The following is an 18,994-nucleotide window of genomic DNA, read 5'->3' on the forward strand; positions in this document are numbered from 1 at the left end:
ATTGTTGTGGACTAGGCTCTCGAAGCATGATGATAAACTTGGTTATTATCTGTACTTCTATTAGATCAAAGCCCTAGACGAATGTCTAGGGCTTTGTCAGCAGTCTGAGACGAGCATTGCTCGTCTTTTTTTCGCATCATCAAGATGCATTAAGCGTTACCAACAATTACTTGTGGTATTTAGGCGATAACTCATTAACAGAGTTAATGAATGCACCAGCATGCTCAGGGTTAACATGTTGATGAATACCATGACCCAAGTTAAACACGTGGCCAGTACCTTCACCGTAAGATGACAAAATTTGGTCAACTTCTTGATGAATACGCTCAGGAGAGGCGTAAAGTACAGATGGGTCCATGTTGCCTTGTAGTGCAACTTTATGTCCAACACGGCGACGTGCATCACCGATATCAACAGTCCAGTCTAAACCTAAAGCGTCACAACCTGTTTCAGCCATAGATTCTAACCATAGTCCGCCACCTTTAGTGAATAAAGTCACAGGTACTTGGCGGCCGTCTGCATGGCGAGTTAAGCCATCAACGATTTTTTGCATGTAACGTAGTGAGAACTCACGGTAAGCATGGTGAGATAACGCACCGCCCCATGAATCGAAAATCATTAACGATTGAGCACCGTTAGCAACTTGTGCGTTTAGGTACAAGATAACTGAGTCAGCTAACTTGTCTAATAGCATGTGTAATGTTGCTGGCTCTTCGTACGCCATTTTCTTGATTTTTTCGAAAGTTTTGCTTGAACCACCTTCGACCATGTAAGTCGCTAGTGTCCATGGAGAACCAGAGAAACCGATTAAAGGTACTTCACCTTTAAGTTCACGACGAATAGTGCTTACTGCACGCATCACGTAACCTAATTCGTCTTCAGGATCTGGAATACAAAGCTTTTTGATTGAATCGATAGTATCAGTAGGACGCTCGAAACGTGGGCCTTCGCCTGTTTCAAAGTATAAACCTAAGCCCATCGCATCTGGAACAGTAAGAATATCTGAGAATAAGATAGCTGCATCTAGGTCATAACGACGAAGTGGCTGTAAAGTCACTTCACATGCTAAATCTTGGTTCTTACAAAGAGACATAAAGTCGCCCGCTTCTGCGCGAGTCGCTTTATATTCAGGTAGATAACGTCCAGCTTGACGCATCATCCATACAGGTGTTTTGTCAACAGGCTGCTTTAATAAGGCGCGTAAATAACGATCATTCTTTAATTCTGCCATTGGGCTTAATTCCTAAACATATAGTGATATCCGCTGGCGCGTAGTTTAGCACTTATGCGATTAATGTAACCAGCGATGCTAAATTAATGTGAACTAACACCCCAACTAGTATCGAATTTGCTAATACAATCGTTAGCGTGCTCACAAAATACTCATAAATAGGTACTAAACAAGCCTAATTGGATAAAAAAGTTGCACCTCTTGTTAGCCTTTGGTATAAAAAGTCTGCGCTAGCAAGAACAATCAAGAAGCACGATAAATCGAGCCCTTAAAAAATCTATTTGCCCAGTGATAGCTACTATCACTGGGCATTTTTCTTTTTATGCCTTTGCGCAATATTATATTTCCCTATCAAATAGTCCTTAATCTGGTCGATCCATTAGATCTTTTGCAGAAAACAGTTGATCAATAGTCACTTTCTCTCATACATTAAGTGTTATGGATTAGTTGCAACACTGGAATTCGTTATGCTGACAAAACTAGAAAAAGCCGAACAAAAATGGGGTGGCTCTAACAAGCTAGTCGATCAATGGCTTCAACATCGCAGAGTTTTGTTGATCCAATATTTTAAAATTGCCGGTTTAGCGCCGTATACCATGCCAGCTAAAAGCCTTCCCAAAGCCGATGCGGTAAAGCAATTTTGTGCGCAACTTGTTGATTATGTCTCCGAAGGCCATTTTGAGGTTTACGATCAAGTCGTCACAGAATGCGAGAAGTTCGGTCAAACCAGTAAAGAAAGAGCGCAGCAGTTATTACCGCAAATCAGCGAAACCACTGACGCAGCTTTAGATTTCAATGATAAATACACAGAAGCTGATAACGATGACATTTTGATGGATTTGGATGCCGACTTATCTAAGCTAGCCCAAGCGATGGAAACCCGCTTTGCCTTCGAAGATGAATTGCTTGAGCAACTTCACGAGCACCACTCAAAAGCCAGCTAGGCTAAATACCAGCTCCCGCTAAACAACATCATAAAAAAGCTCTCTTTGATTACATCAACAGAGAGCTTTTAAGATCTATAACTGATAATCCACTATTTACGCCAGTTGTCAGGTAGCTCAACTTGCGACCACAGGTCATTACAAAGCACTTGATGTTGATGCCAATCTCCACTTTTTAACCATTTAACCAATGCATCGCCCACTTGCGGGTATTTTATCGGTTTGGGCGAAGCTGACTTTAACCAACGATTGAGTATAGAAGCATCAAGCTTTTCCATACTCTGCGCCGCCGCTAATAATTCCAGTGCAGCAACATTAGATGACTGCTCAAACTGTCCCAATAACGGCTTTACTAATAGTTTCTTACCTAAAGTCATTGCCTCACTCGCGAGTTCAAAACCAGCATTGCCAATCACGCCACCACATTCGGACATATGGTTTTTAAAACCTACGCGATTAAAGCCAAACCAATTAATATGTTCAGCTAAAGCCTGCGAAGGTTTATCAGCGTGATAAACAAAAAACTGATAATCAGAAAAAGGGCTTAGAAACTTAGCAATCGAGTCTGCATTTTCAAAAGGCAGATAAACCAAAATTTGGTGGCTATGATCGCCACCGTTTGGCTCAACTTCTACAAAGGGCGGCAGTATAGGAAAACCAAAGTGGTGCCAATGACAGCCCAGCTTTATGTCTGTGGGGGCAAAGTTATTCAACAAAATGCCATCAAACCAACTCATACCCTGCTTGGGTACCGGATATTGAAGCGCCGCTTGGTGGCTAATACTAATCGACGTGACTCCCTGCTTTTTAGCTGCCCATGCGGTAACGGGTTCAAAGTCATTCAGCACTAAATCGTAGTCAGATAAATCCATTCGTTGGACTTCAGACAGTATTGGCGAAGTCATATTGCGTTTTATAGTTTTGCCTAAATTCACTCGACCGCTTTCAGTAATAAACGACATGCCTTTTCTGACTTGATAATCACCAAAGCACTCCATATCAAAATATTGGTCTTCATTACGGCCGCTAAAAAGAAAATCCACTTCTATATCAGTTTTACTCAACGATTTCGCCATGACTCGCGCACGACTAATATGGCCATTTCCAGTCCCTTGAACACCATATAATATTTTCATAAAGTTCCTTGTCTTAAAGTATGTGCGCCTGTATCAATCGAAGAACATTGATCTGCGGTTTATTATTGATTTTGTTTACTTTTGGCTATTTATTAGCGAAGCCAATATTCTTCAATTCAGGCGAACGTTAAATAAATTGCTCAGCCAATGTCACAGCGCCAATTCCTAAAGCCATACCAGCAAGAATATCTAATGGATAATGCACCCCGAGCGCAATGCGAGATAAGCCAATGAAAACAGCCCAAGTAAAAGCTAAGGAAGCCAAAGCTGGGAAAGTGGCCATCACCACAGATGCCATAATGAAAGCCGCTGCAGTGTGCCCTGAAGGTAAACTGAATTTATCTGAAGGTTGAAAGTCTGACTCAAATCCTGCGAATGCTGCACATGGACGAGTGCGACGAATTGAGTTCTTCAATAGCAGATAAAGTGGCAGTTCAATGATATAGCTCACCAGCATTAAATTAAAAAAATGGCTGCCTTGTGGATGAATAAACAACAAACCTACAGCCATATAGACGTAACAATGGCCATCACCTGTTGCAGACACTTTTTTAGCGAAATCAGTTAACTTATGATCACGACAAAAAGTCAGAATATGAAAAAACAACTGCTTGTCTAAAGTCGCTATGCTCATCGTCACGTCCTTTGCCATATTTAAGTCCTATTGATTAATTGATATTCAACCATGATAAGGACTGTAAATATGATGAATGACGCTGACATGACATTCTGTCGAAAGTTTTATGACAAGGTGTTCACTGAGATGCTGAGGTTCTATTTTGGGACAGCATTATTATCGGCTGGCTTTACATATAAAATCGGGAAAGGATAACCAACACATCAATGAATGATTTAGATAGTTAAATAAAAGCAGAGTAAAATAAGGGAGTTAAAGTAAAAAGTTTAGGGATTAGAGGTTAGGGGTTAAGGTGCCCTATCAAGACACCTCATTCGACAACAAATTTATGCAGATGCCTCAGCAAGACTATCTGATTTATTTGTCCGATAAATTTTGATCAAATGAAAAATATTGATCCCAGCAACAAACGCGTTCATGCCCGCCACAGGCCAAGCCTCAATTTGTACACCGTAAATAACGAATAATGTACAACCAACAAAATTTAACCAGCGAAGCCAAATAATGTCTTTCATCATGAGTGAAATAGCCACCATAATAGATGCGCCATAACCAATGATTTCAACAACGTTTAACCCTTCCATAAGAACCTCTCATTAAGGCCCTCTGCCATCCATAAGCGTTACGGGGGGTCCGTGCCCCTAAAGCAAATAAAACAAATTGCATTTAATTAAGTGGCGATATTAACAAAGGTTAATACAAATTTGTAATAAAAATACGTAATATGATGACTAAGATCAATATATGTCACTCGAGTCGCCATAATGTAAGTTACTTACTTACAAAGCCGATTAAACTTAATCATTCTGAGTTTTTATAACATCAGTTTATAAATCAACTTGTTGCTTTATCGCTATCTGGTGATGAATATCGCTTTTAATTTCATAAAAAGCTCATATAATTCATTTAAGATTGCTTAACTATTAGGGTCAATTGACCTTTCAAGGTTGCTTTTGCAGCGAATTGTTGGCGATTTGTACAAGACAGAGACTTTGTGGTGTAGTTATTCTACATAAAAAGTCGATAACGCAGTAAAAATTGGCCAACAAACGCTGCCCGATGGGTTCGGCCAAAAACGTTTTACTCTTTGTTGAATGGTTTTTGCTTAGATGACTAGGCATCAATCCATTCGCCTCAATTAAAACGTTTTTAACTCGAACGAAATTCAACCAGCAAAGATCAACTGGCCCTAACGAATCAAATCGCTACCCCCAAGGAGTGTCACTATGGAATACAACACCTCAGAACTGTGTGATATGTATTTAGATGTTGTTGATGTCGTAGAACCTATGTTCAGTAACTACGGCGGTACGAGCTCTTTTGGTGGTTCTATTAGCACCATTAAATGCTTTGAAGATAATGGCCTTATCGCCGACGCGCTTCAAGCCGAAGGCGAAGGTAAAGTATTATTGGTTGATGGTGGTGGCTCTATGCGCCGTGCATTAATCGATGCTTCGATTGCAGAAATTGCTGTAGCCAACAAATGGGAAGGCATTATTGTTTATGGCTCAGTAAGAGACGTAGATACGCTAGAAGAAATGGACATTGGTATCCAAGCACTTGCCTCTATTCCCATTGGCGCTGATAGCAATGGTGTTGGTGAAGTTGAAATCCCAGTGAATTTTGGTGGCGTCACCTTCTTACCTTTCGACCATATATACGCTGATAATACTGGTGTTATTTTATCGCCAGAAGCATTAGATATTGAATAGCGATTTCAGTATTGTATAAATTGATTAAAGCCAGCTATGCTGGCTTTTTTATTGGCGCATTTTTATAAATACAAGATCGTTTCTCACCAAACTTAAAAACAATAATAACCGAGAAAAGTAGACCCTATGCTACAGATAATGACTCCAGCCTCACTAGGCAAATTGTTTTCGACCCGTGATGGCGAAACTAAATTAGGTCAGCAAGTTCAATTGCTCGACAACCCTGAAGTGGAAACTGATAATTTAAAAAGCTCACTGGCAGAGGCTAAGTCTCGAGGGGCACAGTTTGCTATTTTAGGCATAAGTGAAGATGCTGGGCCAAGAGCTAACTTAGGTCGCGGCGGGTCTACTACGGCCTTTAATGCGGCTATGAGTCAATTCCTTAATCTGCAATCAAATCGATATTTACACGGTAAAGAATGTATTGTGCTAGGCAATATTGAGCCTGTGCAATTTGATGGAAGCGCGAGCACAGAACAACTAAGGCAAGCCACAGCAGATCTTGATCAACAAGTTATTGCAGTGGTTAAGCAAATTCTTGCAGCTGAACTTGAGCCGATTGTGATTGGTGGTGGCCATAATAATGCTTATGGTTTATTGATGGCTGTTAAGTCTCAATATAACCAAGCCGCGGCTGCCGTTAACCTAGATCCTCATAGTGACTTTAGGCCAAGGGAAGGTCGTCATAGCGGTAATGGCTTTAGCTATGCTGCTGCCAATGGCGCGCTAGGTTATTACCATGTTCTGGGGTTACATGAACTCAAAAACAGTGAGGCAACACTTGAGCAACTGAGTTTATTTGGTGGTCAGTGGCACAGCTTTCAGCAAATATGGGTAAGGCGTGAAATAACATTAGCCGAAGCGTTGAAACAGATTGCCAAACAACTTAATCAAACCCATTTACCTGTCGCATTAGAAATTGATGTTGATGCCATTGCCAAAATGCCAAGTAGCGCCTCAACCTTCGCGGGTGTTCCGTTACTGGATGCCTGCTATTACATTAATTATATTGCTAAGCACTGTAATACCGCTTATTTGCATATTGCTGAAGCGGCGCCCCAATGCCATGAAGCTGGTGAAATGGCAGGTAACAGAGATGTAGGCCAAAGCGTCAGTGAATTGATTTATGCCTATATACAAGCGAAAAAACCAGTTCAATATTAAACTTATGCTGGCCTATGTTTAGCACTTTGATGGCTAAAAGTTGAACTCTACTATTATCTTGCTCGTATGATTTATTGTTCATACGAGATTTTCAATAATTGCAGACTATTCAATATCGAATAGATTTATGGTCTAATGCAGGGCAATTTTATGGTGCCTTTTATGCAGAGTTTTAGTTATCACACTGAATCGAATCTGCATGGCTACATTCCACGCTGTTTCTAGTAAACTGGATCACACTCTCGCTGATTAAAGTTTCTGCAAAGCAAGCAATGGCATACACTCGCAGTTAATTATCGCACATTATAGGAATATACAGATGTCTGAGGGCGACCCAAAGAACACGCATTTTGGTTATAAAACCGTTGATTCAGAAAAGAAAGCAGACTTAGTTGCTGACGTATTTCACTCGGTTGCCGCTAAATACGACATCATGAATGATGTTATGTCATTTGGTGTTCATCGCTTCTGGAAACGCCATACAATTGCTACGGCGGGTGCTCGTCCAGGTATGAAAGTACTGGATTTAGCTGGCGGTACAGGTGATTTAACCGCTAAATTTTCACATTTAGTCGGCGATCGTGGCCAGGTAATTCTTGCCGATATCAATGATTCAATGCTTAAAGTTGGCCGTACGAAACTACGCGATAAAGGCATTGTGGGTAATGTTGATTATGTTCAAGCCAATGCTGAAGCATTGCCATTCCCAGATAACCATTTTGATATTATTACTATCGCATTTGGTTTACGTAATGTAACTGATAAAGATGCTGCACTACGTTCAATGCGCCGAGTATTAAAGCCAGGCGGAAAATTATTGGTACTTGAGTTCTCTAAGCCTCAACATGAAGTAATGCGTAAGGTGTATGACCTTTACAGCTTTAAAGTGCTTCCAAAAATGGGCGCGTTGATCACTCAAGATGCCGACAGCTATGAATACTTAGCAGAATCGATTCGCATGCATCCAGATCAAGAAACCTTAAAACAAATGATGATTGATGCTGGTCTGGAACAAGTTGACTACACCAACATGACTGACGGTGTTGTCGCGCTTCACCGAGGCTACAAGTTCTAATGAAGCCCAATCATTTTTCACTATTGGCTTGCGCCGCAATCGAAACTGCTATTGCTCAGTTACAAGCGCAAGATAATGGTGAATATGCACGTCTTAAGCCATTACACGGTAAAGTTTTTTGCATTCAACTGACTCAAGTTGAATGGCCGCTTTACCTTGTTTTCGCTAAAAACATTCAAGTGCTCAACGCCTATGAAGGTGATGTGGATGTCAGCGTGACAGCCGATGCCACGACTCTCTATCAGGTTTCAGAGGGTGACAGCCTAACTGAGCTTATCAAACAAGATAAGCTCAAACTCGATGGTGACGTCAACTTGCTACAAAGCTTCAGTCACTACTTGCGCCACATTGAACTGGACTTTGCCGAGCCTATATCAAAGTATATCGGTGATGCCCCCACTCACATCTTGGTATCGGGTACAAAACAGTTAGCGCAAACAGCCAAGCAGGTCTTCGAAAAATCTCGTTCTCATGTGGGTCAATTAACCACTGAAGAGTATCGGCTTGCACCTCATCAAATAGAATTCATTCATTTTCGTGATAATCTGGAAGCGTTAGCAGAAAACACAACTGCCATAGAAACCAGAATTGCATCATTAAGAGAAAAAATTACCCCATGACAATTGCCAGTATCAGACGCGGTTATCAAGTCATCAAAACTGTACTCAATTACGGCTTAGATGAACTTTTATTCAAAAAGAAAACGCCCTGGTACTTCACGTTACTTCGTAGTTGTTTTTTCTGGCTGGGTAATCAACATAAAGATAAGTCTGCCGCAGAGCGCTTAAAGCTAGCCATGCAAGATTTAGGGCCGGTATATATTAAGCTTGGGCAAATGCTATCCACCCGCCGTGACTTACTCAATGATGAGTGGGCTAATGAGCTTGCGATGCTGCAAGACAGAGTGCCACCATTTGATTCAGCTTTAGCAAGAGAAGCAATAGAAGCAGAGCTCAAAGCCCCTATTGAAAGCCTATTCGATAACTTTGATGACACCCCACTTGCGTCAGCCTCTATTTCTCAAGTTCATACAGCCAATCTTAAAGAAAACGGCGCCGAAGTAGTGCTTAAAGTACTGCGACCAAATGTAGAGGCCCAAGTTAACGCTGATTTACAGCTTATGTGCCAAGCTGCAGATATACTTGAGAAGCTATTAGGTGAAGGAAACCGTTTACGTCCTGCGGAAGTGATCGATGACTACCGCACCACGATTTTGGGTGAGCTTAACTTAAACCTAGAAGCACTCAATGCCATCAAATTGCGCAATAACTTTTTAGACTCTGACGCACTTTACGTCCCTTATGTCTATGAAGATTATAGTTATCCTCGTCTGATGGTGATGGAGCGTGTTTATGGCATACCCGTTTCTGATGTTGAAGCGCTTAAAGCTCAGGGCACTAATTTGAAGTTACTTGCCGAACGTGGTGTAGAGTTATTTTTCACTCAAGTATTTCGCGATAACTTCTTCCACGCTGATATGCACCCAGGTAATATTTTTATTAGCCGCGAACACCCTGACAACCCTTTTTATATCGGCATGGACTGCGGCATTATGGGCACCTTAAATGATGTCGATAAACGTTATTTAGCTGAAAACTTTTTAGCCTTCTTTAACCGCGATTATCAGCGCATTGCTCAGCTGTATATTGAGTCAGGCTGGGTCTCTGAAAACACTGACGTATTGGCCTTTGAGCAAGCAGTAAAAGTGGTTTGTGAGCCGATGTTCAACAAACCATTAGATGAAATTTCATTTGGCCACGTACTGTTAGAGTTGTTTAGAACCGCAAGACAGTTCGACATTGTGGTGCAACCCCAATTAGTCCTACTCGAAAAAACCTTGCTCTATATCGAAGGTTTAGGCCGCCAACTTTATCCACAACTGGATTTGTGGTCTACCGCTAAGCCATTTTTAGAGCAATGGATGTCTGAGCAAGTGGGGCCGAAAGCCATTTTCGATAAAGTGAAAATGAAAACCCCCTATTGGGCTGAAAAACTCCCTGAATTCCCTGAGCTTATCTATGACAACTTAAAAGTGGGTCGTAAATTATTGGGAACTCAACAGCAGATGTTAGATAAGTATCTGAAGTTTCAACATAAAGCTCATAAGAGCAATTACTTGTTAATAACATCTGCCGTATTGTTGATCTGTGGCACACTATTATTAAATCAAGACGCTACACTATGGCCTTCTTATATTTGTATCGCTTCAGGTATAGTGCTTTGGCTCACAGGATGGCGATCCAGACCAAAGAATCGCAAATTTTAACTAGCACTTATTCATTAGAGGTTCATAATACTCAGTGTAATAAGGGTTATAATTTTAAACTTTATTAATATCACGTTTTTATTCTTATTAGAGGAAATGTTCATGGGCGGCATCAGTATTTGGCAGCTTCTTATCGTTGCGTTAATTGTTGTTTTGTTATTCGGAACTAAAAAGTTACGTTCTTTAGGTGGTGATTTAGGTGGCGCTGTTAAGGGCTTCAAAAACGCCATGAACCCTGAAGATGAAGAGAAAAAGTCTTTAGAAGATAAAGACAGCACAGCGAAAACTTCTCAACAAGCAACTGAACAAAAGTCCGAGTCAAAGGACAAAGAACAGGCGTAATTCATTATGTTCGACGGTATTGGCTTTATGGAGCTACTGCTGATTGGAATTTTGGGGCTAGTGGTTCTCGGCCCCGAAAGACTTCCAGGTGCAGTACGTTCAATCTCTGGGTGGATTCGCTCATTAAAGCGAATGGCAAACTCTGTTAAAGACGAATTAGAGCAAGAGCTTAAAATCGAAGAGCTTCATGCTGACTTGAAAAAAGCAGAAAGCAAAGGTTTGTCTAACCTATCTCCTGAATTACAAGAGTCTATTGATCAGCTAAAGGATGCTGCGCAATCAGTGAATCGTCCCTACCAAGTAGAAGACGTTAAAAAGGATGCGCCAGCCGCAAAACCTACTGAAAGCACCACACCAACGACTGAACAAACACCTGACTCTACCAGTTCAAATACCAAAAGCTAGCGGGTAATCAATGTCACAACAGCTACCTCTCATTAGTCATTTGCTTGAATTGCGTAATAAATTACTCAGAGCTATCGGCAGTGTTTTGCTGGTTTTTATCTGTTTAGTTTACTGGGCAAATGATATTTACCATTACATGGCAATTCCATTAATGCAGTCACTACCTGAAACAAGCAGTATGATTGCAACTGATGTAGCTGCGCCATTTTTCGCCCCGTTCAAATTGACCTTAGTATTATCGTTCTTTTTGGCGATACCTTATGTGTTATATCAAGCTTGGTCATTCGTTGCACCAGGTTTATATAAGCACGAAAAGCGACTAGTCACTCCGCTACTCGTTAGTAGTACCTTATTGTTTTATTCAGGTATTTTGTTTGCCTATTATATTGTGTTTCCAGTTGTATTTGGCTTCTTCACCAGTGTCGCCCCAGAAGGTGTCACGGTTGCAACTGATATCAGCAGTTATTTAAGCTTCATTCTTAAACTATTTTTCGCTTTCGGTTTAGCCTTTGAGATCCCGGTTGCCGTGGTGTTAATGTGTTGGGCTGGTGTCACTACACCTGAAGAACTTAAGCAAAAACGCCCTTACATTGTGGTTGGTGCGTTTGTGGTTGGCATGATGCTAACGCCACCTGATATTATTTCTCAAACAATGTTAGCAATACCTATGTTAATATTATTTGAAGGCGGGTTATTAGCAGCCAAGCTATATACTCCCAAAGATGATACAGATAACGAAGAGTCTGAGAGCGAACGTACCAACAGTTAATACTGCATATGATACTCATGGACTAGTAAAACAATAATAAAGAAGGATTCTGTTATGCGTTTAACCTTGGTTGCCACGTTTGCTTTGGCACTTTCAACTCAGGCTCATGCCTCTGTTGAGCAACAACTGGCTGATTGTGCCAGTCAGACTGATAAATTAGACCGCCTAATGTGTTACGACGCATTGGCGGCTAAAGTCACAAGTTCAACATCTGTCCCTGCGCAGTTACCAGCATCTGCTAAAACTGCAACAGCTGAATCAAATTCTTCAGTGGTAACTACAACTGCCGCCACTGTTGCTGCAGTAGAGTCTGCAGCGGTTACCGCTCCAACGTCACCTCAAGCAATGAGCACTGCTGAACAAGAGTTTGGTCTAAAACAAAAGTCTGCTGAAGAAGAGCAGATGCGCCTCTACGCGGAAGTAACGTCTGTCGAAAAAGATCCTTATGGTGCATTAATTGTAAAGTTATCTAATAGCCAAACATGGAAACAAGTGGGAACTGACCGCTACAAACTTAAAGTTGGCCAAACCATTTATATCAAAAAAGGCGCGTTAAGTTCATTCATATTAGGCAGTGATGAGCGTAACTCCACTATACGAGTTAAGCGTCTTAACTAATCATGCCTCAGCATATCGATATTGCTGTTAATTTACTGAGTAGTCGATTAGCAGCTGATATAAACAGCGTTATAAGCAATGCGGTGGAACATCATGTTTCACCGTTAATCGTTATTGGCAGTGATATTGCCGAAAGCATCGAGTCTGCTACACTTTGTCAGCAATACCCTCAGCAACTTTATAGCACCGCGGGTATTCACCCCCACCATGCAAGTAGTTGGAATGAAGACAGTCCCGAGCAATTAACCTTATTAGCCGCTAACAAACACGTCGTAGCAATTGGCGAATGCGGCTTAGACTATAATCGTGACTTTTCACCACGTGACAAACAGCGTCAAGCCTTTGAAGCACAGTTGGCTCTGGCTGTTGAATTACAAATGCCTGTATTAATGCATTGTCGTGATGCCCATGACGATTTTATTGCGATACTTAAGCAATATAGGCATAAGCTGCCTAGTGCAGTGTTACACTGTTTCACTGGCACTGAGACTGAACTCCTCGCTTGTATAGATCTCGATTTATATATAGGTATAACAGGCTGGGTTTGTGATGAAAGAAGAGGCGCTGAACTCGCAAGCATAGTTCACCATATTCCTGATAATCGCATTGTTGTTGAAACCGACAGCCCATATTTACTTCCCAGAAGTATGAGGCCCAAACCTAAGTCGAGTAAAAATCTACCGCAGTATTTACCTTACATAGTTGATTCAATTGCTAAGCTACGTAACCAAGCCTACGAAGAACTTGCAGCACATTGTTATGCTAATAGTATTAGCCTATTTAATTTAGGCGACGATTAATGTTGTTTAATCGTCTTAAGTTTAAACCTAGTTTAAGTACTTTTTGGTTATTGTGTTTATTACTCACTCTAAGTAACCTTGCCTCTGCCGAAGTCACAAATGATGCACCAAATCAGGAAACTGAACATCGCAACACCCCATTACGCTTAACGGCTTCATCAATTACTAAAATTGATTTACAAGATTGGCTTTATATCCATAAATCCAATGATATTACCGAGCTTGCGAATTTAACATCACAACGAAACCACACCACTGACTGGCGTAAGCTCACTCGTCAAGATATGCGTAAAATTGGTGCAGACAATACTTGGGTCAGTTTTAGTATTTATAACCCTAACGATCAACTGTCTCGAATTATCGCATTAGATAATCCGTTATTAGACAGCGTAAAGTTATTTCATTTAATTAATAATCAGCTGCAACATGTCGAACTAATGGGTGACACCATCCCCTTTAAGCAGCGGCCATTACAAAGTAATTTATTCTTATACCCCTTCGATATAAAACCAGGTGAATTACATACCTTTTATTTAAAGGTGAATAATCGCGGTAGTCTTAACTTGCCTTTAGTTTTGTGGAGTAAAAACGATTTTAGTCATGCCATTGAAGCGCAAAGCCTGACCAATGGGTTTCAAATTGGAATACTAATCGCCATTGGTATGTTTAGTTTATTTATTGCTTTGGCGTCTGGCTCATTCAGTTACAGCTATTACAGTGGCTATGTCATCTGCTTAACTATCATCGTTGCAAGTATTCACGGTATCGCGTTTCAATATTTATGGCCTAATTTACCTACTCTGCAACAGCTAGCTATCCCTATGTTAATCCCTCTCGCATTGGCATTTGCTTTGATGTTTACAGAGAAAGTGATGCAACTTAAATATCATAGTAAGCGGATGTTATTGCTGGGACGCTATCTAGCGGTTTACTGTATTTTATTAAGCCTAGTTATCTCATTTCTCGATTTTAAATTAACCCTTTATCTGCTAAGCATTTCAGTTATTGTTATCAGTTTTATCTTAATCATATTCTCGTTAATTCAAGTGTTTAACAAGACTAAAAATGCCCGCCTTCATGCTGTAGGTCGAATAGGTTTATTTATTAGCTCATTGCTCAGTGGACTGATTTATTTAGGCTATATCGATTGGGGAATACTGCCACAAACCCCTGCTATGGTAGGGCTCACATTTGAAGTCGTCACAATGGCTGCTGTACTTGCGATGCGCTATAACGATGAGCGTAAAGCTAAACTGCAAATGCAACAAAAAGCACTGGAGCAAGCGAAACGCTTACAACAAAATCGTGATGAAGCACTGCGGGCTGAAGCCGATGCAAATGAGCGTTTAGAACAAATGGTTGCCCAGCGAACCTTGGAGCTGGAAGTCACTTTACGAGAACTTAATGAAGCAAATCAAAAACTCACTCAGCAAAACTCCATTGATAGCTTAACTGGGGTTAAAAACCGTAGTGCATTTGATCTCCGTCTTAATGCTGAAGGTCGAATTAGTCGCCGTCAACAAACGCCATTAGCTATATTAATGGTTGATATTGATAAGTTTAAAGCTATCAATGATGAACATGGACACCTTGCAGGAGATCACTCAATTAAAGTGATTGCCACAACAATTTCAGACTTTTTAAAACGTCCAACCGATCTGGTGTCACGTTTTGGCGGTGAAGAGTTTGCTATTATATTACCAAATACTGATAGTGAAGGTGCGATGCTGCTAGCAGAAAACATTCGCGTAGCAATATCAGAATTATCAATTGATTGGGAGGATAACCCTATTCCTCTTTATGTAAGTATTGGAGTTAGTGCGACAATCATTGAAACTGATGACCACCCTACTCTATTACTTGAACAAGCAGATAAAGCGCTTTACCAAGCTAAGCGCAGTGGACGAAACCAGGTATGTGAGTTTTCGTCCGAATAAGAACAAATTAATTTCAGGAGTCGAATGTGAATATTATTACTAGTGCGTTCCCACAGCGCAGAATGCGCCGCATGCGTAAACATGATTTCAGCCGCCGTTTAATGTCAGAGAATAAATTGTCGGTAAATGATCTTATTTATCCAATGTTTATTCTTGAAGGTAACAATCGCACTGAACAAGTCGCATCAATGCCTGGTGTTGAACGCTACTCAATCGACTTGTTATTAAAAGAAGCTGCTGAACTTGTTGAACTTGGGATCCCACTGATTGCATTATTTCCAGTCACCCCAGCTGAGAAAAAGTCATTAATGGCAGAAGAAGCTTATAACTCTGATGGCTTAGTGCAACGTGCTGTTCGTGAGTTAAAGCAAGCTTTCCCTGATTTAGGCGTAATGACTGATGTAGCTTTAGATCCTTTCACTACTCATGGTCAAGATGGCATCATTGATGAAACAGGTTATATCCTTAACGACATCACCACTGAAATTCTAGTGAAACAAGCCTTATCTCATGCTGAAGCAGGTGCTGATATTGTTGCACCTTCAGATATGATGGATGGCCGTATTGGCGCTATCCGTGAAGCACTTGAAGCGGCAGGTCATGTGAATACTCAAATAATGGCTTACTCAGCTAAGTACTCTTCTAGCTACTATGGTCCATTCCGTGATGCAGTCGGTTCTGCTGGCAACCTAAAAGGTGGCAATAAACATAGCTACCAAATGGATCCAGCCAATAGCGATGAAGCACTCCATGAAGTCGCGCTTGATATACAAGAAGGCGCTGACATGGTAATGGTTAAACCTGGTATGCCATATTTGGATATCGTTCGCCGCGTTAAAACAGAACTTGCCGTGCCTACATTTGCATATCAAGTCAGTGGTGAATATGCGATGCATATGGCTGCGATTCAAAACGGTTGGTTAGCTGAAAAAGCCATCGTGATGGAGTCATTATTGTGTTTCAAACGCGCTGGTGCTGATGGAATTCTGACTTATTTTGCTAAAAGTGCTGCTCAATGGCTTAAAGAAGATAAGTAATATCTAGGATTCGCTAGTTAAAATTTTAGATTGTTTACTAAAAGAGGCCAATTGGCCTCTTTTTTTGTATCATTTTGAATCTGAAACGTTAAAAGGTGTTGTAAGTCTTTAAAATTTAAATAACAAGGTTTATGCTTTAATTTGCGCTTAATTTGCCAGTGATCCCTGTATTTTGATAAATACGTATTGATGACTAGCAGCAATGGATTGAAAGTTAAGGAAAGCAAATGAATATTGATGGTATCGATGTGTTGTATTTCGTCAAAGTTGGCTCAAGTATTTTCGCTATTGCGAACGATGGCCAGTGGCATGCGATAACTCAAGAGGATATAGCTGATTCCATTCCTATTTATGATATTGCTGTTGAAGATATTTTAGTGAATGATGCTAGCGCACCTTACATTGTCATTGACCAGCAAACCGTATTAATTCCCAATTCATTATTAATTCAATCATCGCAAGAGCAGTCAAGCGTTCAAACAGACAATACTAGTAGTGTCGATTCGCAAATACCTGACAATCAAGCAGCGCAAGTTCAATCAACCGATACTGAAGGTCTCAACTATTTCTATAGTGTCATTCAAACTCAATACAACACCTTAATCGCTCAATCTGGCTATACGTCTCAGGGGGATGTTCTATCAAATGTTAGTAACGAAATAAACTCTCTCATAGGCGAACAAGACTCCTTTGTTACCCTCACATTATCGGTCATTATTGATGATGCAAATGATGGCTATTTAAACCAATTTGAAGTGCCAAAAGTTAACCTTTCTGGTCAAGCTTTAGATGCTATTGATGGGCAGCGGTTAAGTTTAATACTCACTGATACTCAAGGTAATCAACTGCAGTTAGAAGTCATCAGTATGAATGAATCTTGGCAGATTAATGATGTTGATATTTCGAGCCTCGCAGAAGGTCTTATAACTGCCGAAATAAGTGCACCAACCTATCAAGGAATAGCTGAGCCAGCTTTTGACGACACAATTAAGGACACCCTTGCTAATATCAGTATCGAAATTGAAGATCTTGATAATGTCATTAATGCTGTAGAAATATCTGCAGTCGTTATCAAAGGTACAGTCAATAATGTCGAAGATGGGCAAACAGTTGTAGTCACATTATCAGATGCTAATGGATTAAGCCGCCAAATCAGCACTACTGTTGTAAACGGTATATGGATATTACCTGCTCAAGACTTATCGGACTTTGATCAAGGTTCGTTGTTCGCGACTGCCGAAGTCATCGATATCGCGGGCAACCCAGTAGCCTCTTCAACCACTGATCCCATTGATATTCTTGCCGCTGTTGATATTACTGTCGACACCGGCAAGGATGAATTTGTTAACCGCTTCGAAATGTTAAAACTCGACTTTTCTGGTGTTGTTGATGATATAGAAAATGGCCAACCAGTGACCATTACGATTACCGATATAAATGGTCAAACACTTACTTATAACACTCTAATTGTCGATGGTACTTGGCAAATAGAAGATGCTGATATTAGTTTATTGGTAGATGGAACCTTACTATTTAATGTCAGTACGTTTGATATTGCAGGTAATCCTGCAACCTCTTCAACCACAGTCGTCAAAGACACTGTGGCCAATATTAGTATTAATGTGATTGACCAAGACCAAATTCTAAACAAACAAGATATTGAAGATCTCAACACGATTTTTGGGATAGCCAACAATATTGAAGACGGTCAGAAAATCATTATTACTATTACCGATAGCGAAGGACAAGTTGTCCACCTTACCTCCCAAGTTAATGCAGGGGTTTGGTCTTTATCTGGACTAGATGCTTCAGATCTTGCTGACGGTATTTTACACCTTTATGCCATTGCCATTGATGCTGAAGGCAACCCGGCTTTTGCAACCAATACTATTATTAAAGATACCCAAGCAGATATAACTGTTGAAATCCTCGATAACGATGGTGTCATTAACGCTGTCGAAATGACTCAAGTGGTCATTCAAGGTACGGTCACCAACGTTGAAGACGGTCAGACTGTTACAGTGAACCTAATCGATAACCAAGGCCAGTCACTGATCCTAACTGCTATCGTCACCGGCGGTGTTTGGACACTCCCAGCACAAGACCTATCAGCCTTTGATGATGGCTCTTTAGAAGTCACCGCTGAGGTCAGTGATGTAGCGGGTAACCCTGCAACAGCTTCTGCTCAAATACCTGTCGATATTCTGGCTGATATCACTATTGATGTGGATACCGGCTCTGACGCCGTAATTAATCGCTTTGAAATGCTCCGTCTTGATTTCTCTGGTCAAGTTGATGACGTTGAAGACGACCAAATCATTACGATTACCCTAACCGATAGCCTCAATAACCAACTCACGTTCAATACCACTGTCGTTGCGGGTGTTTGGCAAATTAACGATGCTGATGTTTCATCACTCGTCGATGGTGATATTACCTTTGTAGCAAATACTGTTGATATCGCTGGTAACCCTACTTCTGTCACCACCACTATCAGTAAAGACTCTCAAGCAACGATTACGATTGAACTTAATGATCCAGATAATACGTTAAACTCTTTCGAAGCAACGAGTGCAACCATAATGGGTTTTGTTACTAACGTTGAGGAAGGTCAAACAGTTACAGTTTGGGTAATTGATCAAAATGGTGTACGCATTCCTCTAACAACAACAGTTTTAAATGGTGCTTTTAGCTTATCTGGTGTTGATATATCTTCATTAGCAGAAGGCACAATTTACTTAAAAGCTTTAGTTATTGACTCATCTGGTAATCCAGCCTTTGCAGGAAATTCGTTTACTAAAGATACAACTGCCGATATCACTGTTGAAATTATCGATAACGATGGCGTTATCAATGCTGTAGAAATGACTCAAGTGGTCATTCAAGGTAGCGTCACAAATGTTGAAGATGGTCAAAAGGTT

The 18,994-nt window shown here is 40.7% G+C and carries 17 protein-coding genes and 1 pseudogene; 14 read left to right on the top strand and 4 right to left on the bottom strand.

Annotated features, from left to right (window positions below):
* Positions 1-166 precede the first annotated feature (166 nt).
* Positions 167-1,231 carry a uroporphyrinogen decarboxylase gene (hemE, locus tag L2735_RS18965; protein WP_248986196.1) on the bottom strand — a complete coding sequence of 355 codons (1,065 nt, stop codon included), beginning with the start codon at positions 1,229-1,231 and terminating at the stop codon, positions 167-169.
* A gap of 467 nt (positions 1,232-1,698) precedes the next feature.
* On the opposite strand from hemE, the gene rsd reads away from it, so the two are divergent.
* Positions 1,699-2,175 carry a sigma D regulator gene (rsd, locus tag L2735_RS18970; RefSeq protein WP_248986197.1) on the top strand — a complete coding sequence of 159 codons (477 nt, stop codon included), beginning with the start codon at positions 1,699-1,701 and terminating at the stop codon, positions 2,173-2,175.
* Positions 2,176-2,267: 92 nt separating this feature from the next.
* Here the strand turns inward: rsd and L2735_RS18975 are convergent, their stop codons facing one another.
* The 3 genes from L2735_RS18975 to L2735_RS18985 form a co-directional block, all read right to left on the bottom strand.
* Positions 2,268-3,311, bottom strand: coding sequence for an MJ1255/VC2487 family glycosyltransferase (locus L2735_RS18975; protein WP_248986198.1), 1,044 nt, complete (start codon positions 3,309-3,311; stop codon positions 2,268-2,270).
* Positions 3,312-3,438: 127 nt separating this feature from the next.
* On the bottom strand, positions 3,439-3,951 hold the full coding sequence (locus L2735_RS18980; RefSeq protein WP_346348159.1) for a phosphatase PAP2 family protein: 513 nt from the start codon (positions 3,949-3,951) through the stop codon (positions 3,439-3,441).
* Between the two features lie 323 nt (positions 3,952-4,274).
* On the bottom strand, positions 4,275-4,532 hold the full coding sequence (locus L2735_RS18985; protein WP_248986200.1) for a uroporphyrinogen decarboxylase: 258 nt from the start codon (positions 4,530-4,532) through the stop codon (positions 4,275-4,277).
* 642 nt (positions 4,533-5,174) lie between these two features.
* On the opposite strand from L2735_RS18985, the gene rraA reads away from it, so the two are divergent.
* The 13 genes and pseudogenes from rraA to L2735_RS19055 all read left to right on the top strand — a co-directional run.
* Positions 5,175-5,660: a ribonuclease E activity regulator RraA gene (rraA, locus tag L2735_RS18995; RefSeq protein WP_248986201.1), complete on the top strand. Its 486-nt coding sequence runs from the start codon at positions 5,175-5,177 to the stop codon at positions 5,658-5,660.
* 126 nt (positions 5,661-5,786) lie between these two features.
* Positions 5,787-6,824, top strand: a complete 1,038-nt coding sequence (locus L2735_RS19000) for a formimidoylglutamase (protein WP_248986202.1) — start codon at positions 5,787-5,789, stop codon at positions 6,822-6,824.
* A 319-nt stretch (positions 6,825-7,143) separates the two neighbouring features.
* Positions 7,144-7,899, top strand: a complete 756-nt coding sequence (gene ubiE / locus L2735_RS19005) for a bifunctional demethylmenaquinone methyltransferase/2-methoxy-6-polyprenyl-1,4-benzoquinol methylase UbiE (RefSeq protein ID WP_153916166.1) — start codon at positions 7,144-7,146, stop codon at positions 7,897-7,899.
* Positions 7,899-8,519: a ubiquinone biosynthesis accessory factor UbiJ gene (locus L2735_RS19010; protein ID WP_248986203.1), complete on the top strand. Its 621-nt coding sequence runs from the start codon at positions 7,899-7,901 to the stop codon at positions 8,517-8,519. The genes ubiE and L2735_RS19010 overlap by 1 nt, the downstream gene beginning before the upstream one ends.
* Positions 8,516-10,165 (top strand): ubiquinone biosynthesis regulatory protein kinase UbiB, encoded by a 1,650-nt coding sequence (gene ubiB, locus L2735_RS19015; protein WP_248986204.1) that lies wholly within the window; start codon positions 8,516-8,518, stop codon positions 10,163-10,165. Before L2735_RS19010 ends, ubiB begins: the two co-directional genes overlap by 4 nt.
* Positions 10,166-10,267: 102 nt before the next feature.
* The gene (gene tatA / locus L2735_RS19020) at positions 10,268-10,507 is read left to right on the top strand and encodes a Sec-independent protein translocase subunit TatA (RefSeq protein ID WP_102526388.1); all 240 of its coding nucleotides are present in this window, start codon (positions 10,268-10,270) and stop codon (positions 10,505-10,507) included.
* Between the two features lie 6 nt (positions 10,508-10,513).
* Complete coding sequence (gene tatB / locus L2735_RS19025; RefSeq protein ID WP_248986205.1) at positions 10,514-10,912, top strand: Sec-independent protein translocase protein TatB; 399 nt, start codon at positions 10,514-10,516, stop codon at positions 10,910-10,912.
* 10 nt (positions 10,913-10,922) lie between these two features.
* A complete protein-coding gene (gene tatC, locus L2735_RS19030) occupies positions 10,923-11,681 on the top strand; it encodes a twin-arginine translocase subunit TatC (RefSeq protein WP_248986206.1) in 759 nt (252 codons plus the stop codon).
* A 54-nt stretch (positions 11,682-11,735) separates the two neighbouring features.
* Entirely contained in the window at positions 11,736-12,299 is a 564-nt protein-coding gene (locus tag L2735_RS19035) for a type VI secretion protein (protein WP_248986207.1), read from the top strand.
* 2 nt (positions 12,300-12,301) lie between these two features.
* A complete protein-coding gene (locus tag L2735_RS19040; protein ID WP_248986208.1) occupies positions 12,302-13,099 on the top strand; it encodes a TatD family hydrolase in 798 nt (265 codons plus the stop codon).
* Positions 13,099-15,036, top strand: a complete 1,938-nt coding sequence (locus tag L2735_RS19045) for a sensor domain-containing diguanylate cyclase (protein WP_248986209.1) — start codon at positions 13,099-13,101, stop codon at positions 15,034-15,036. Before L2735_RS19040 ends, L2735_RS19045 begins: the two co-directional genes overlap by 1 nt.
* Before the next feature lie 26 nt (positions 15,037-15,062).
* Positions 15,063-16,073: a porphobilinogen synthase gene (hemB, locus tag L2735_RS19050; protein WP_248986210.1), complete on the top strand. Its 1,011-nt coding sequence runs from the start codon at positions 15,063-15,065 to the stop codon at positions 16,071-16,073.
* Positions 16,074-16,300: 227 nt separating this feature from the next.
* A pseudogene (locus tag L2735_RS19055) lies at positions 16,301-18,994 on the top strand (hypothetical protein); the annotation flags it as partial.

It is taken from the genome of Shewanella olleyana (genome assembly GCF_023283825.1).
In the GTDB taxonomy this organism is placed as follows: Bacteria; Pseudomonadota; Gammaproteobacteria; order Enterobacterales; family Shewanellaceae; genus Shewanella; species Shewanella olleyana.

Excerpts from the sequence above, each read along its gene's own strand:
- hemE (WP_248986196.1), bottom strand. The coding sequence starts at position 1,231 with ATGGCAGAATTAAAGAATGATCGTTATTTACGCGCCTTATTAAAGCAG.
- rsd (WP_248986197.1), top strand. The coding sequence starts at position 1,699 with ATGCTGACAAAACTAGAAAAAGCCGAACAAAAATGGGGTGGCTCTAAC.
- L2735_RS18975 (WP_248986198.1), bottom strand. The coding sequence starts at position 3,311 with ATGAAAATATTATATGGTGTTCAAGGGACTGGAAATGGCCATATTAGT.
- L2735_RS18985 (WP_248986200.1), bottom strand. The coding sequence starts at position 4,532 with ATGGAAGGGTTAAACGTTGTTGAAATCATTGGTTATGGCGCATCTATT.
- rraA (WP_248986201.1), top strand. The coding sequence starts at position 5,175 with ATGGAATACAACACCTCAGAACTGTGTGATATGTATTTAGATGTTGTT.
- L2735_RS19000 (WP_248986202.1), top strand. The coding sequence starts at position 5,787 with ATGCTACAGATAATGACTCCAGCCTCACTAGGCAAATTGTTTTCGACC.
- ubiE (WP_153916166.1), top strand. The coding sequence starts at position 7,144 with ATGTCTGAGGGCGACCCAAAGAACACGCATTTTGGTTATAAAACCGTT.
- L2735_RS19010 (WP_248986203.1), top strand. The coding sequence starts at position 7,899 with ATGAAGCCCAATCATTTTTCACTATTGGCTTGCGCCGCAATCGAAACT.
- ubiB (WP_248986204.1), top strand. The coding sequence starts at position 8,516 with ATGACAATTGCCAGTATCAGACGCGGTTATCAAGTCATCAAAACTGTA.
- tatA (WP_102526388.1), top strand. The coding sequence starts at position 10,268 with ATGGGCGGCATCAGTATTTGGCAGCTTCTTATCGTTGCGTTAATTGTT.
- tatB (WP_248986205.1), top strand. The coding sequence starts at position 10,514 with ATGTTCGACGGTATTGGCTTTATGGAGCTACTGCTGATTGGAATTTTG.
- tatC (WP_248986206.1), top strand. The coding sequence starts at position 10,923 with ATGTCACAACAGCTACCTCTCATTAGTCATTTGCTTGAATTGCGTAAT.
- L2735_RS19035 (WP_248986207.1), top strand. The coding sequence starts at position 11,736 with ATGCGTTTAACCTTGGTTGCCACGTTTGCTTTGGCACTTTCAACTCAG.
- L2735_RS19040 (WP_248986208.1), top strand. The coding sequence starts at position 12,302 with ATGCCTCAGCATATCGATATTGCTGTTAATTTACTGAGTAGTCGATTA.
- L2735_RS19045 (WP_248986209.1), top strand. The coding sequence starts at position 13,099 with ATGTTGTTTAATCGTCTTAAGTTTAAACCTAGTTTAAGTACTTTTTGG.